This is a genomic window from Zhongshania aliphaticivorans (genome assembly GCF_001586255.1).
Classification (GTDB): Bacteria; Pseudomonadota; Gammaproteobacteria; order Pseudomonadales; family Spongiibacteraceae; genus Spongiibacter; species Spongiibacter aliphaticivorans.
In genome coordinates, this window is sequence record NZ_CP014544.1 from 1,740,479 (window position 1) to 1,755,317 (window position 14,839).

Genomic DNA, 14,839 nt, shown 5'->3' on the forward strand with positions numbered 1-14,839 from the left:
GGCCGTGTCGACACGTATAATGACCCCAGCATGAGCTTGCTGCCATTATTGGTGGCGGGCTGAAAACCCTATTGTATTCAAATGGTAATAAACTCTCCATGACTGTTCGCACTCGTATTGCTCCATCGCCCACCGGTGACCCACATGTGGGTACTGCTTATATCGCTTTGTTCAATTATTGCTTTGCCAAAAGTCAGGGTGGGGAATTTTTGCTACGCATTGAAGATACCGATCAGCAGCGCTCGACAGCGGCGTCGGAACAGGCGATCTTTGATTCGCTGCGCTGGTTGGGTTTGGATTGGGATGAAGGTCCGGATGTGGGCGGTCCCCACGGGCCTTATCGGCAAAGTGAACGCAGCGAGATATATCGTGAGCACTGCGAGCAATTGATTGCCGCAGGCCATGCTTTTCGCTGTTACCGAACGCCAGCAGAGCTAGATGCACTGCGTGAAGCTCGTCGCGAAGCGGGCGGTCACACGGCGCTTAAATACTCTGATTTAAAATTAGACGATGCTGAGAACGCGCGCCGAGCGGCCGCCGGTGAGCCTTACGTTATTCGTATGTTTGTGCCAGAAGATGACGGCCACTGCGAGATCGATGACATGCTGCGAGGCAAAATTGAACTGGAGTGGGGGCAGGTCGACGCTCAAATACTGCTGAAGTCTGACGGTTTGCCAACCTACCACCTCGCCAATGTGGTTGACGATCATTTAATGGCGATCACTCACGTGCTCCGTGGCGAAGAGTGGATAAACTCGGCGCCCAAGCACAAATTGCTGTATCAGTATTTTGGTTGGGAAATGCCAGTGCTGTGTCATTTGCCGCTGTTGCGCAACCCGGATAAAAGTAAGCTCAGTAAACGTAAGAACCCGACAAGCATCAATTATTATAAGCGTATGGGCTTTTTGCCCGAGGCAATGTTAAATTATTTAGGGCGTATGGGCTGGTCTATGCCCGATGAGAGCGAAAAGTTTAGTCTTGAGACCATGATTGCGCATTTTGATATCACCCGGGTGAGTTTGGGTGGGCCGATTTTCGATGTGGAGAAACTGCGCTGGCTCAATGGTCTGTGGCTGCGCGAAGACTGCAGTCCAGAGCAGCTCGCTGATCGCTTGCAAGCCTGGGCATTGAATCGCGATACCTTGATGAAAATGATTCCCCATGTGCAGTCTCGCATTGAGGTGTTTAGTGATTTGGCGCCCTTGGCTGGGTTTTTCTTGTCCGGTATGTTGCCACTGACGCCAGCGAGTTTTGCCGCCTCGAACTTAGAGGAAGAGGAGCTACTCACTTTGTTGCAGTGCGCAGCATGGCGCTTGGAGGCCCTGAACGATTGGCAGCGCGATGCTATTTTTGCTGAAATTAAGTCTCTTGCAGACGGTTTGGGTATAAAGTTAAAAGATTTTATGCCGCCGCTGTTTATCGCCATTGCAGGCACTACGTCGTCAATTTCGGTAGTTGACTCTATGGAGGTACTCGGTCCAGATATGAGTCGCGCGCGCTTGCGTCACGCGGTAGAGGTGTTGGGCGGTGTGGGCAAAAAGCGCCTTAAAAAACTCGAAAAACGTTATCAGCAGGCTTGCGAGGCTCGCGCATAACAAGGTTTTTTCTTTGTGTGTGAGTGGGTGGCGCAAAGAATTTAACGAGATTTTTCATCCACTTGTTGACAAGGCTTAGGGTGATCATTAATATGCGCATCCTCTGCTTTGGGGCTATAGCTCAGCTGGGAGAGCGCTTGCATGGCATGCAAGAGGTCGGCGGTTCGATCCCGCCTAGCTCCACCAAAGTTTTGAAAAACCGCTGAAAAGCGGTTTTTTTTTGCCTGAAGAAAAGTCTTTTATATACAGCTATGTGGAGTCCGTGGTTTAAGTGGCTTGTAGTTTATTGATTTCGCTATAAGCGACTGTGGCATACTAGCTATTGATGTTAAGGGTAAACTCGTTAATAAGAGGTGTTTAATTCGTGTCGACTATTTCTCTTCGTCAAAGCCATAATAAAACGCCGGAAGAGCTGCGTGATTTGATTCGGCAACTTGCCATTAAACTGGACGATAAATATCAGCTTAAATCCAGCTGGGTTAATGACGATGAGCTTGTGGTGCAGCGCTCTGGTATAAAGGGGCGCATTTCACTTGAGCCGGCCGAGGTTCGAGTGGAAATAAAGCTAGGGCTAATGATGGGCGCCTTTAAGTCGACAATACAGAGTGAAATTGCTCGGTCGATGGCGGAAAAGCTGGGCTAAACCTATATTAATCATTGATTAAGCAAGAAATTCTGTTTGTGGGGAATTTTTGAGTGCTGGCCTGTTCTAAAGCTTGTTATGTGTGAGCATTCTGAGTGACTAAGGGGGTTTAGGGACTTATGAAGAGTCTGGATCATCGCGCCGATCGGCGTAGCAAGGTGTTTGTTAAGGGCATTTTCTTGTGTTTTTTATTGGGCCTTAGCCAAGCTGGCGTTGCTTTATTTCCCCAGCAAGATGCCGAAGGGCGGACGCTGCCAAGTTTGGCGCCGATGCTGAAAACCGTAAACCCAGCCGTGGTCAATATCTCCACGTACACCACCCGAAATATTCAGCAAAACCCCTTATTAAACGATCCCTTTTTTCGCCGCTTTTTTAACGTTCCCGAACAGCAAATGCGTCCCCAGCAGCGCCGAACCCAGAGTGCGGGCTCGGGTGTGATTATTGATTCGAAGGCGGGCACCGTACTGACCAATCACCATGTTATCAATGGTGCTGATGAGATAACCGTTTCCTTAGAAGATGGACGCAGCTTTACTGCCACGTTAATTGGCTCTGATCCAGATGTGGATATTGCCGTGTTAAAAATTGATGCCAAAGACCTGCGCAGCGTCAAGCTTGCTAACTCCGAGAACTTGGAAGTTGGCGACTACGTGGTGGCGATTGGCAATCCCTTCGGCCTGGGTCAAACGGTTACCACCGGGATTGTGAGCGCGCTGGGGCGTACCGGCTTGGGTATTGAGGGTTACGAAAACTTTATTCAAACCGATGCGTCTATTAATCCGGGTAACTCTGGCGGTGCGCTTGTGAATTTGCACGGCGAGCTGGTGGGGGTGAATACCGCTATATTGGCGCCTGCCGGTGGCAATGTCGGGATTGGTTTTGCGATTCCGATTAATATGGCCAAAGTGAGTATTGATCAAATTTTGGAACATGGTGAGGTTAAGCGCGGCCAGCTTGGCGTGGTTATTCAAGATCTTACCCCAGAGCTGGCCGAGGCTTTTAAACTTCCCAAGCATCAGCGCGGCGCAATCATTGCGGAAGTGCAGGACAAATCGGCAGCCGATGATGCTGGCATCAAGCCTGGCGACTTGGTGATCGCGATTGACGATAAAGACGTCTATAACTCTGCCCAATTACGCAATGCGGTAGGTTTGCGCCGGATTGGCGACAAAATCGCGGTTACTGTGTTACGCGACGGCAAAAGAAAAACGTTGCACGCGCGCTTAAAGCCGACACCTACTTTGAAGGCGGCGGCAAGTGCGCAGGGTAGCGATGTCAGCCATTTACTTAAGGGCGTTGTACTGCGAGATTCCCCTGATGGTCGCGGTGTGGCGGTGGCGGAGGTCGCCAGTGATGCTGAGGCGGCGAGCAAGTTGCTGCCTGGCGATTTGATTGTGTCGGTGAATCAGCGCAGGGTAAGAGATGTTAAAGAGTTCAGCGCTGTGCTTGCCGCCAGTAAGGGTGGTTTATTAATTAGAGTGTTGCGTGGGCAAATGGCCTTGTGGGTTGTTTTGCAGCCATAGCTATTGTTGAGTTTGTCGCTCGGAGTCGACGAAATGATTAAGAAAGCGCTTGTTGTTGTATTGGTTGCACTGGTATCGGCTTGTGCAGGTATCCCTGTTAGCTCGGATTACGCCGCAGACTATGACTTTGCCGGGGTGTCGACATTTGCCTGGCTACCGCGCACGGAGGCGGCCGACGGCGGTAATAATGCTGATTTAGACAATGATTTGGTTCGTCAGCGAGTGACGGATGCCGTTGATGCCCAGTTAGCGGCCAAGGGCTTGAGTCGAGCGCTCGACGGCGTGCCAGCTTCGGTGTTGGTGACGTACCACTTGGGTAAAGAGGAAAAAGTAAACTTTAATAGCTTTGGGTCGTGGTATACCCATTTTTCCTACTATCCTTGTTATTACTGTGATTATCGGCCTGGCTATGGTCGTGGTTATTTTGGTCACGGCCACTTCTATGACGACGATGTTTGGGTGCGTAGCTACGAAGAGAGTAGCCTGATGATCGATATTATTGATGCCAAAAGCAAAAAGTTGGTGTGGCGGGGCACAAGTAAGCGGGTCATGCCAAATATGGATACCCCAGAAGAGCGTCGGCGCTATATTCAGGACACGGTGGCGGCGGTGTTGGCCAAATTTCCGCCGGGCGCTGAGCAGCACCCTTGATTGATAGCGCATTGATTAATCGAGAATATTTGGGAATATCTACGTGGGTCGCTTGCATGTCTACGGGCTTTCGTTGACAATAGCGCCCGCGTTAAGGCCATGCCTAAAACGTGTTTTCTGCGGTAGTCCTTCCGGTCCCCCCGCAACGAGAGATAGCGAACTCCGCCAGGCCTGGAAGGGAGCAACGGTAGTTATCATATCGTGTGCCGGGGTGTGGCTGGTTGGACTGCCACCAGAGCGTTAAACCTTCCTTCTGTATTCATTTCTGTTTGCTTTCATTGGTTTATGTCCTCGCAGGGCTGGTGTATCCTTGCCGCTTCCACGTCAGGAATTATTCAATGAGCTATCAGGTGTTGGCGCGTAAGTGGCGCCCGAAAACCTTCCGTGAAATGGCTGGCCAAAATCATGTGCTTAAGGCGCTGGTTAATGCCCTCGATCACGACCGTCTGCATCATGCCTACTTGTTTACTGGCACCCGTGGGGTGGGTAAAACCACTATCGCTCGGATTCTTGCCAAGTGTTTAAACTGTGAGGTTGGGGTTAGCTCTGAGCCCTGTGGTCAATGTCACGCCTGTGTCGCCATCAATGAAGGCCGTTTTGTTGATTTGCTCGAGGTCGATGCGGCATCGCGGACTAAGGTTGAAGATACCCGCGAAATACTCGACAACGTGCAGTACACCCCCAGCCAAGGTCGCTACAAAGTCTACCTCATTGACGAGGTGCACATGCTTAGCAGTAGCAGCTTTAACGCCTTGCTGAAGACCTTGGAGGAGCCGCCAGCGCACGTTAAATTTTTGCTCGCAACGACTGACCCTCAAAAATTGCCCGCCACGATTTTGTCGCGTTGCTTGCAGTTCAATCTCAAAAATTTAACCGCTGAACGTATTGTAGAGTACCTTAAAACCATACTCGAAAAAGAGATGGTTCATTACGAAGAGCCCTCGCTGTGGCTGCTGGGCCGCGCAGCTGACGGCAGTATGCGCGACGCCTTGAGCTTGACCGACCAAGCGATTGCCTTTGGCTCGGGCAAGTTGGCCGAAGTCGATGTGCGCCAAATGTTGGGCACAATAGATCACGGTTCGGTGTACCGCTTAATTGAGGCCTTTGCCGCCAGCGATGGTGCTGCGTTATTAGCGATTGTGGCTGATTTGGCGGAGATGGGCGCGGATTTTGCTGGTGTGGTTAGCGAGTTATTAGTGGTGCTGCATCGTTTGGCCGTGGCACAAACGGTCGCTGAAGGCTTGGATAATAGCCTGGGTGATCGCCAGCGGATTATAGACTTAGCCGCGACCGTCACTGCTGAGGATGTTCAGTTTTACTATCAAATGGCCTTGGCGGGGCGCCGGGACATGGGTTTAGCCCCTGACCCTAGAGCCGGTTTGGAAATGTTGTTACTCAGGATGCTGGCCTTTAAGCCTCAAGGTGTTATCGATGGCCCTCGGCAAAAATTAGCCCGCGCGCCGTCAGCGGCGGAGGCCGCTGCTCCTGTAAAAAAGCCTTTAGCGAATAAGCCAGAGCTAGCGGTAGCCAGTTCGCCGGCGCCCACGCCGCGCGCTGACGATGCAGCTATCGTGCCCGCTAGCGTTGAAGAGGCGCCAAGCCCAACGCAACCGACGCAGGCCGAGCCCGTAGCAGATACTGGGCGAAGTGATTCGCTTCCACCCTGGGAGGAACAGCCCGCTGAACCGGAATTGCTGTCTGCAGCAGTGACCCCAGCCAATCCTGCGCCGATGAATACACCTGCGGAAACGCCTGTTGCTGAACCGCAAATAAGCCAGCCCGCCGCGTCAGAAATCACTGCGCCTGCAGCGGCTGAAACACCGCCAATTGCAGCTGTAAGTGCAGAAAAAATCAGCTTGGCGGCGTTCTCCGAGCAAATTTGGCGAGAGCAATTCGAGAAGTTTGCTCTTCCCGGCATGCTCGGCAGTATTGCCAGTCATTGCCAGCTTCTTGAAAAAACCGATAGTAGTCTTACGTTTAATATTGATGCTGCAAATGCAGCACTGTTAAATGATCGTCATATTGAGCGCTTAGGTGAAATGCTCAGTGAGTATTTTGCGGCGAAATTGCAGGTTTCAGTGCATATTGCGCCAACACCGACTGAAACTCCGGCGGCGTACCGTCAGCGCTGTTTGGATGAGCGTCTGGTGATTGCTAAGGACGCACTTATTGCCGACCCAATGGTGAATAAATTAATTGCCGAGTTTGACGGTGTGTTGGATATCGAGTCGGTCCAGCTTGTAAGTTGAATTGTGTGAGTAACATAGAGATAGGCAGATGAAACCAGATTTAAATGAGTTAATGAAAAAAGCGGCTGAAATGCAGGAAAAAATGCAAAAAGCCCAAGAGGAATTAGCCAATGCAGAAGTGCAGGGCGAGTCCGGCGCAGGCCTAGTTAAGGTGATCATGACAGGGCGCCATGATGTTCGCCGCGTGAATATTGATCCGAGCTTAATGAGCGAAGATAAGGAAATACTTGAAGACTTAATTGCTGCGGCAATGAACGACGCAGTGCGGAAGATCGAGGCAAGTAACAAAGATCAAATGGGCGGTATGTTGTCGGGAATGGGTATGCCCCCCGGCTTTAAGGTGCCGTTTTAACGATGAGCTACAGTCCCTTAATTGATGAATTAATTGACGCCCTGCGCTGTCTGCCTGGGGTTGGCGCCAAGTCGGCGCAGCGTATGAGTTTTCAATTATTAGAGCGCAACCGGCCTGGTGCCGCGAGATTATCGGCAGCCTTAGCCAAGGCCGTGGAGAAGGTGGGGCACTGTAAAAGCTGTCGCACATTAACTGAGAATGAGCAGTGCTTTATCTGCGCCGATAGCCGCCGAGATAGCCAAACCATCTGTGTGGTTGAGTCTCCAGCAGATGTTGTCGCCTTTGAGCAGAGTGGCGACTACAAGGGGCTTTACTTTGTGTTAATGGGGCATTTATCGCCCATTGACGGTATTGGCCCAGAGGAGATTGGAATCGATCATCTTCTGGCGCGAGCTACTGAATTGGCGGTGAGTGAAGTGATTTTGGCCACCAATCCTACAGTTGAGGGTGAAGCCACCGCTTATTACATTACCGAACAAATGCGCAGCCGGGGGATCGCGGTAAGCCGGATTGCCCATGGCGTACCACTGGGTGGCGAGTTGGAATACGTCGACAGCGGCACCCTTGCTCACGCACTTAAAGGACGACGACGCATTGACTGACCCTCTGGAATCTTGTCTCTATATTGATAGCGATAGCGTTTTAAATGAAAATTGCGCAATTTGGGCGCAGGCCGAGTTTCTGGCTATTGATACCGAATTTATTCGCACAGATACGTTTTACCCCATTGCCGGGTTGTTGCAAGTTGGGGCCGCTGGTCGTTTGTATTTGATTGACCCCCTTAAGATTAGTGATTGGTCGGCATTCACTGAATTACTGCGGCGCCAGGATATTCCCAAGGTCATCCACTCTTGCAGTGAAGATTTAGAGGTCTTTCAGGTGCTGTTCCAATGTGTGCCGCAGCCCTTGTTGGATACGCAAATTGGCGCGGCCTTGGCAGGCTTGGGTTTTGGTCTTAGCTATCAAAAACTGATTATGGAATGCCTCGGGATTCACGTGGAGAAGGGCGAAACCCGCTCAGACTGGTTGCGCCGTCCCTTAAGTGAAAGTCAGTGTACCTATGCGGCGCTGGATGTTTTGTATTTGCAAAAGGTTTATCCCCTACTCAAACAGCGTTTAGAAGCCAAAGGCGCCTTAAGTTGGTGGTTGGAAGACTGTGCGACAATCACGACGCAAGCGGAAAGCCCAGCATTGCCCCAAGACTATTATCAGCGTATCAAATCGCTGTGGAAGCTTAGCCAGCGTCAGCAGTATGCTCTGCAGCAACTTTGCGCCTGGCGTGAGATTGAAGCCAAAGAGCGCAATATTCCGCGGGGCCGAGTAATAAAAGATGCAGTGTGCTTTGAGGTAGCCAGACAAATGCCTAATGACTTGGGGCAGTTAGGGCGTGTCAAAGACCTGTCGCCGGGCAGTATTCGCCGTTACGGTGATCTTATATTGGAGTTGATCAGTAAGGCGCGCTCGGCCGCCGACACCGATTTGCCAGCGGCGGCGCCAAAACCGCTGACGCCAGCGCAAACCCAGCTATTAAAGCAAATGAAGGCGCTGGGTGAGGCGGCGGCAGAAGCCGCCGATGTGGCGCCGGAAGTGCTACTTAAAAAGCGTGATTTAGAAGAGTTGATCCGCGCCGGTGTTTTGCCGCCAGCGCTGAGCGGCTGGCGTAAACCTTTGGTTGGTGATGGGCTTTTACGCCTAAGCGGGAAAAATTAATGAAGCGTATTTGCGCGGTATACCGCAGCTCTCGTACCGAGGGAATGTATTTATATGTCGATCATCAGGAAGATTTAAGCAAGGTGCCCGAGGCGTTATTGCTGCGTTTCGGTAAACCAGTGCGGGCAATGACCCTGGTGTTAACTGCCGAGCGCAAATTATCCCGCGCCGACGTCGGCAAGGTGATGCAAGAGATTGCCGACAATGGCTTTTACCTGCAACTACCGCCGCAACCGGAGCGTTTAAATCCCATGGTGGGGACCGAACGCGATGGCTGATGTCGTGCGACCACCGTTCTGGGAGGTTAAATCTCTGGCCGAAATGTCGGCTCAAGAGTGGGAGTTGCTCTGCGACGGTTGTGGTAAGTGCTGTTTACAGAAACTTGAGGACGAGGACAGCGGCGATATTTTCTATACCGATGTTGCTTGTCGTTTACTGGACACCACGAGTTGTCGTTGTAGCGATTATTCCCACCGCCGGGAGCGCGTACCCGATTGCATACAACTTAAACTTGATGATATCAGCGAGTTTCACTGGCTGCCCGAAACCTGCGCTTATCGGGTGCTAAGTGAAGGTGGGCGGTTAGCGCCGTGGCACCCATTGCTGTCCGACAGCGATGAAAGTGTACACCGCGCTAAAATATCGGTACGGGGGCGCTGCGTCAGTGAGCTGGCAGTGGCTGAAGAATCGCTGGAAGACCACATTATTCACTGGGTAAACTAAGGTGTCACATGATTAATTTAGACGATTACCGCTTGGCGTGGCAGGTTTACATGGGCGTGGGTGCGCTGGCCATTGCAGTGTGGTTCTTGCTTTTACGGCGAATTTCGTCGGTGTTTGTCCGCTATTGGCTGCTTTTCGCGGCGGTGGCATTCCTATTTATTCCGGGGCGCCACCCTGCATCGCCGGAGTTGTGGGTGCCGGGCAGTGCCGCGGCGGTACTGACTGTATTGACCGAGGGCATTGAAGACGCGATGTCTATCCTTCTGGTTTTGGCGGCCGGGCAAATATTGGCATTGATTTTGGCTGCAGCGGCCATGACCTGGGTTCCGTCAGGGCAGACACCGGCTAAATCTCGTCCGGCAGTGAAAAAAAGTGCGAAATTAGCTCCCAATAATGAGCGAAAGGAGCCGTCACTGTAAGGATGGCTGTTATTTTGTTTGGGTTCGGCTGAGAGCGGATTCCATCTTGATATTTATTCGCTATACTTTGGCTTGGACCCCAAGCCATTGCTTGGTCAAAATGAACAATTAGATTGCGCTGATCTCAAGCCAATTGAAGGCAGTTCAGTAGGTAAGCGAATGGATTTGAAACTCGTCAGCTTGGATGGCAACGAAGCCTATGCTATTGCAAGCGGGTCGGTGGTTATTGGCCGTGATAACGACTGCGATATTACTATTGCCAAAGGCTTGTTATCTCGCCATCACGCTAAGTTAAGCTATATCTCTGGGGAATGGATACTCGAAGATCTTGCCTCGACTAACGGCACCTGTGTTAACAACCGACTACTAAACAAGCCCGCCGCGGTTAAAAGTGGTGATGTTATTCGATTTGGCGAAGCGGCATATTACCTAAAAAGTACTGCCGAAGAAGAGCGCACTATCGTCGCTGCGCGGCTTCCTCAGAAAGATAATTTTGGCGGTGGCTCTGTTGTAATAGAAGATGAGCCCGATAGCGAATTAACGTCATTTCAGCAGTCCTACCAACTTCCCCCAGGATGGACCGATACAGCGATTCGTAGCACAAAATATTCTAAGGAAGTGATAGATCAGCGAATTCAACGAGCGATTAGCGCAAAGCAAACCAGCACCGAAGTAGCGCTGGTGTTTTTCTTTGCCGATGGCCGTAGTTTAGTGTTCGGGGTGTCGGCTAAAAATGCCGATACATTTTGGACTATTGGGCGTCAGGAAAATCTAAAAATAAGAATTGATGACCCAAGTGTGTCGATGTTACATGCGAAATTAATTCATAAAAGTGGCAGTTGGTGGCTGGAAGATATCGGCTCTACCAATGGTATTAGAATTAATGGTGAAGCCAGTAGCAAAGTCGCGTTGCACGACGGCCAATTACTTAGCTTGGGACGTATTGATATGGTGTTTCGTCAATTGCACTGAGTTTGTTTAGACGAAGTGGTCGCCAATAGACGCTCCGGCTCATCAGGGATTAGATGACAGAGGCAGATCGTATGAAAATAATATATGGGCTCGTAAGAGTCAGCGTTGCAATCAGTTTGGCGATACTGGTGTCCTGCGCAGCGAACCAAGATGACCGCAGTGCGCAGTCGCCAAGTGTCAACACGGAAGTGATTATAGCGGGCTTGCAAATTGTTGACTGCCTGTTACCGGGGCAAATGCGCAAGCTTGGCAATATGACGTATCTGTCGCCGCGACGGCCAATAAAAACGACTGCAGCAGACTGTAATATTCGTGGCGGGGAGTATGTTGCCTATGATCGCGCCAACTATAAAACAGCATTAAAAATTTGGCTGCCCGCCGCTGAGCAGGGCGACGCAGAGGCGCAGTTGGCGGTCGGCGAGATTTTTGAGAAGGGCCTAGGCACCGAGCCAAATTACAAGGCCGCAGTGCTTTGGTACCAAAAAGCGGCGGCGCAGGGAAATAAAAGCGCGCAATTTAATTTGGGAACAATGTACGAGCAGGGCCTCGGTGTTGAGAAGGATAAACTACAAGCCCTTAATTTATATCGCGATGCCTGGGGCCTACCTGACGATAGCGTGATATTTCAAGATGCTGCACGCGCTGAACAAATGGCCTTACGCAGTGAGCTGGAAAAGCAGTTGGCGAGTAAAAGCAATCAACTCGCATTAATGGAACGTCAGCTTAACGCACTTAAAAAACAATTAGCCGATAATGATAAATCACAGAAGCTTGCTGATGGCGGCGCAGAGAAATTAGTCACCTTGGCGCAATTAGTTCAGTCACTCCAAGATGATCGCGCTAGCGTAGAGCGTCAACTGTCAACTATTCCCCGTTTGCGTACGCCCGCAACAACGCTCAAATCCAGTCCCGCGTCGAACACGCTCGGCAGTGAAATTAAGTTGGCGGACATGGATTTTGGGCGTTATTACGCCTTAGTCATTGGCAACCGAAATTATGCCCAATTAGAGAATTTACAAACACCCCTAAATGACGCCCGAGAAGTGGGCGAAATACTCGAAAAGCAATACGGTTTTCACGTTCAACTATTATTGGATAGCGACCGCTTAACCGTTATGAAAGCGATAAATGAGCTTCACAGCGTGCTGACCGAAAATGACAATTTACTTATTTATTACGCAGGCCACGGTTCAATGATTAATATTGGCGAGCGCGATACTGGCTATTGGCTGCCGATTAATGCGGATCCGCCACCGAATGACGCTTCTTGGGTTTCGAATGAGTTTATTAGTAATCATTTAGGCCGTATTCAGGCGAAGCGGGTTTTGGTCATTGCTGATTCTTGTTATGGCGGCTTACTTTCTTCTGCACCGGGGCACTTGTTTTTTGGGCAAAACGCCAATTCAACAAGCAGTGAATATATAAAATATAAATTACCACGCCGCTCGCGCCTATTATTGTCCTCGGGTGGCGATAAGCCGGTTATTGACGAAGGCGGCGGCGATCATTCCGTGTTTGCTCAAGAACTAATCGATGTGCTGCGCAAAAATAAAGACGTGCTTTCTGCGCCGGATTTATATGCCAGCATACGCGGCCCAGTAAAAGTACGCGCGGCGGCGAATCAGTTTGTTCAAGAGCCGGTTTATAAAAGTATAAAAGGTGCTGGGCACGAAGTTGGTGATTTTTTCTTTGTACCTAGTAGCCTCGTGCAATAAGCCCCCAGTGCTTGTCGACATGCCGGAGGCTGTTGCAACAATAAAAATGGGTGAGTGCTTTTTAGATAGGGAGATTGGCAGTGAAAAATTTAACGCTAAACATGAGCTTTTTGCTGGGGCTGTTCGCGGCTACAACACTGGTCTTGCCAGCGAGTGCAGCCGAAAATTGCCAAGCTCGCAAGCAAACTGATTCAAATTCCGAGAATCCGCCGCCACCAACGGGGGGCGTTGGCACGGGTGGTGAGTACGTGAGCTTTGAATCACCTACAGCAGTAAGAGTCGCCGAAAGCGAGAGCCCAGAGCCGACGCAGACGGAATTAAATGATAGCTGTGGCGCTACGGTGACTGAGGGCAGCGCTAGTCAAGCGAAAGAGTTAGCAATGACCGTTCTCAATAAAATTAATAATTTGCGATCTAGGTCAGGCAATACCAATCAGACAGCTGGTTTGAATTTTTCACCTCTTGGTGGCGCAGCTAGCGCTGATAATGCGCTACTTGATGACAGTCGCCTGTCTCTGTTCAGTTTTACGGAATACACCAAGCGGGACCGCGAGGCAACGGCCAGCAGTGGTGGTTATGATCAAGAGAGCAATGCGATAACCATAGGCTTCGATTACCGTGTTGATGAGGCAAGCTTTGCAGGTATGTCGATCAGTGTCAGTGATGGTGACAGTGATCTAGACAGTCGTTTGGGTGGTAGTGAGGTGTCGTCGCTAATGCTGGGAAGCCACGGTGCTAAATATTGGGACAGCCATTATATATCGGCGTTTCTAGCTTATGGGGCAATCGATATTGATGTGGATCGCAGCACCACAAGCGATGCATTTTCGGCGTCAACCGAGGGTGATTATTGGTATGCTGATTTTACCGTAGGCGCTGATTATGACTACGGCCCGCTGAGATTAAACCCGAGTGTGCGGGCCTTATTTATGCGAGGTGAGGTGGACAGCTACACCGAGCGGTCTGCCTCCGGTAGTGGGGCGGTGCGCAGTGTCAATGCCCAAGATATCGACTCTACTGTTTTGAGTTTGGCTGTGCAGGCAGACTATTCTTTATTGCAGTCCTGGGGCGTGCTGTCACCATCGGTGCGGGCGGAATTTAATTTTGATCAGGGTGATGCCTATAAGACGAATGGCCAGACCTTGAATGATGCTGATAAAAGCTTCCTCGCGAGTATTTCTGATCAGTCTGACGAGCCGGATTCGAGTACCTTAGCGCTTTCCTTCGGCGTGGCTGCGCAATTTAAGCGCGGCTTGGCGGCCTATGCGGCTTATGAGCGTTTGTTAATGCATGACTATATGAATAAATATACCGCGACCATAGGCTTACGCATTGAATTACCTTAATGGGCTGAGCAATTAGTGCTTTATCAGTGAATGCGCCTCGGTATGGGTATGTTTTCACTATTGTATGGATGTTAATGCTCGCTGCCTGTGCCACGCCGACTCAACGTATTGACGTCACCGCAGAGCGTTTGGGTATGACTAAGGGGCTTGTTGAGGGGCTTAACTTCCGTCATGTTACTTACGCCAAGCCTCACTCAACGACAAAAACACTGCATATTTATCTCGACGGTGATGGTAGTCCTTGGCGACACGGTCGATATATTGCCAATGACCCGACGCCCAGAAATCCCTTAGTCTTAGGCTTGGCCAGTCTTGATACAGAGGCCGATGTCGTCTATCTGGGGCGACCCTGCTATTTGGGTTTGCATGATGAGCCAATGTGCAACAAGAATCTGTGGACGTCGGCACGTTATGGTGACGCGGTGGTACGGAGTATGGCAGCTGCCGCGCAGGCGTTGATACAAGAGCGGGGGGCAAACAGCGTCAGCCTGATTGGTTTCAGTGGCGGCGGTAGCTTAGCAATGTTAATGCTCGCCTATATGGTGTCTGTAGACGAAGTGGTTACTGTGGCTGCGAATTTAGATACAGACGGCTGGGCGAAACATCATGGGTATTTGCCCTTGCATGAGTCGCTGAATCCCATGCTGTTGCGTTATCCCACACATGTCAGGTATCGGCATTTTTCTGGTGAACATGACGATAATGTTCCCACCCAACTGACGCGGGCATTTATTGCCCGGCACGGTGGCGAATTAGTCCTAGTCCCGAACTTTAGCCATCATTGCTGCTGGCGCGAGCAGTGGCCAGACTTAATCAAATAGTAGTGGGCTGTTTAAGCCGTTCTAATAGCAATTGGCGTGTTGGTGCTGAGGATTGAAGATGAGTGAACAGGACAAAACCCGTATCAGTACCCTCGTTCCCTCCGCGCGCGATGACGATGC

15 protein-coding genes, 1 tRNA gene and 1 other RNA gene are annotated in these 14,839 nt (G+C 50.7%); all 17 read left to right on the plus strand.

The genetic code is table 11. The features are described from left to right. The first annotated feature begins 98 nt into the window (after positions 1 to 98). The 17 genes from gltX (at position 99) to AZF00_RS07745 (ending at position 14,719) form a co-directional block, all read left to right on the plus strand. Positions 99 to 1,595 carry a glutamate--tRNA ligase gene (gene gltX / locus AZF00_RS07665; protein ID WP_008247578.1) on the plus strand — a complete coding sequence of 499 codons (1,497 nt, stop codon included), beginning with the start codon at positions 99 to 101 and terminating at the stop codon, positions 1,593 to 1,595. Positions 1,596 to 1,705: 110 nt separating this feature from the next. Then, positions 1,706 to 1,781: transfer RNA gene (locus tag AZF00_RS07670), tRNA-Ala, on the plus strand. Between the two features lie 178 nt (positions 1,782 to 1,959). Beyond that, complete coding sequence (locus AZF00_RS07675; RefSeq protein ID WP_008247580.1) at positions 1,960 to 2,238, plus strand: polyhydroxyalkanoic acid system family protein; 279 nt, start codon at positions 1,960 to 1,962, stop codon at positions 2,236 to 2,238. Positions 2,239 to 2,357: 119 nt separating this feature from the next. Continuing rightward, the gene (locus AZF00_RS07680; RefSeq protein ID WP_008247594.1) at positions 2,358 to 3,761 is read left to right on the plus strand and encodes a DegQ family serine endoprotease; all 1,404 of its coding nucleotides are present in this window, start codon (positions 2,358 to 2,360) and stop codon (positions 3,759 to 3,761) included. Positions 3,762 to 3,794: 33 nt separating this feature from the next. Beyond that, on the plus strand, positions 3,795 to 4,412 hold the full coding sequence (locus AZF00_RS07685) for a DUF4136 domain-containing protein (protein ID WP_008247602.1): 618 nt from the start codon (positions 3,795 to 3,797) through the stop codon (positions 4,410 to 4,412). Positions 4,413 to 4,541: 129 nt separating this feature from the next. Then, positions 4,542 to 4,638: signal recognition particle sRNA small type (gene ffs, locus AZF00_RS07690), an RNA gene on the plus strand. A 112-nt stretch (positions 4,639 to 4,750) separates the two neighbouring features. Continuing rightward, complete coding sequence (gene dnaX, locus AZF00_RS07695) at positions 4,751 to 6,661, plus strand: DNA polymerase III subunit gamma/tau (protein ID WP_008247603.1); 1,911 nt, start codon at positions 4,751 to 4,753, stop codon at positions 6,659 to 6,661. A 28-nt stretch (positions 6,662 to 6,689) separates the two neighbouring features. Then, positions 6,690 to 7,013, plus strand: a complete 324-nt coding sequence (locus tag AZF00_RS07700) for a YbaB/EbfC family nucleoid-associated protein (RefSeq protein WP_008247604.1) — start codon at positions 6,690 to 6,692, stop codon at positions 7,011 to 7,013. Between the two features lie 2 nt (positions 7,014 to 7,015). Further along, positions 7,016 to 7,615 carry a recombination mediator RecR gene (gene recR / locus AZF00_RS07705; RefSeq protein WP_008247605.1) on the plus strand — a complete coding sequence of 200 codons (600 nt, stop codon included), beginning with the start codon at positions 7,016 to 7,018 and terminating at the stop codon, positions 7,613 to 7,615. Continuing rightward, positions 7,530 to 8,723, plus strand: a complete 1,194-nt coding sequence (gene rnd, locus AZF00_RS07710) for a ribonuclease D (protein ID WP_143829331.1) — start codon at positions 7,530 to 7,532, stop codon at positions 8,721 to 8,723. Before recR ends, rnd begins: the two co-directional genes overlap by 86 nt. Beyond that, entirely contained in the window at positions 8,723 to 9,001 is a 279-nt protein-coding gene (locus AZF00_RS07715) for a YcgL domain-containing protein (protein ID WP_008247608.1), read from the plus strand. The genes rnd and AZF00_RS07715 overlap by 1 nt, the downstream gene beginning before the upstream one ends. Beyond that, positions 8,994 to 9,446 (plus strand): YcgN family cysteine cluster protein, encoded by a 453-nt coding sequence (locus AZF00_RS07720; RefSeq protein WP_008247609.1) that lies wholly within the window; start codon positions 8,994 to 8,996, stop codon positions 9,444 to 9,446. Before AZF00_RS07715 ends, AZF00_RS07720 begins: the two co-directional genes overlap by 8 nt. Before the next feature lie 8 nt (positions 9,447 to 9,454). Next, positions 9,455 to 9,865: a hypothetical protein gene (locus tag AZF00_RS07725; RefSeq protein WP_008247610.1), complete on the plus strand. Its 411-nt coding sequence runs from the start codon at positions 9,455 to 9,457 to the stop codon at positions 9,863 to 9,865. A gap of 159 nt (positions 9,866 to 10,024) precedes the next feature. Beyond that, the gene (locus tag AZF00_RS07730) at positions 10,025 to 10,837 is read left to right on the plus strand and encodes an FHA domain-containing protein (RefSeq protein ID WP_143829332.1); all 813 of its coding nucleotides are present in this window, start codon (positions 10,025 to 10,027) and stop codon (positions 10,835 to 10,837) included. Positions 10,838 to 10,908: 71 nt separating this feature from the next. Further along, positions 10,909 to 12,552, plus strand: coding sequence for a caspase family protein (locus AZF00_RS07735; protein WP_008247612.1), 1,644 nt, complete (start codon positions 10,909 to 10,911; stop codon positions 12,550 to 12,552). Between the two features lie 80 nt (positions 12,553 to 12,632). Further along, positions 12,633 to 13,898, plus strand: a complete 1,266-nt coding sequence (locus AZF00_RS07740) for an autotransporter outer membrane beta-barrel domain-containing protein (protein WP_008247613.1) — start codon at positions 12,633 to 12,635, stop codon at positions 13,896 to 13,898. A gap of 74 nt (positions 13,899 to 13,972) precedes the next feature. After that, on the plus strand, positions 13,973 to 14,719 hold the full coding sequence (locus tag AZF00_RS07745; RefSeq protein WP_008247614.1) for an alpha/beta fold hydrolase: 747 nt from the start codon (positions 13,973 to 13,975) through the stop codon (positions 14,717 to 14,719). The last annotated feature ends 120 nt before the right edge of the window (positions 14,720 to 14,839 follow it).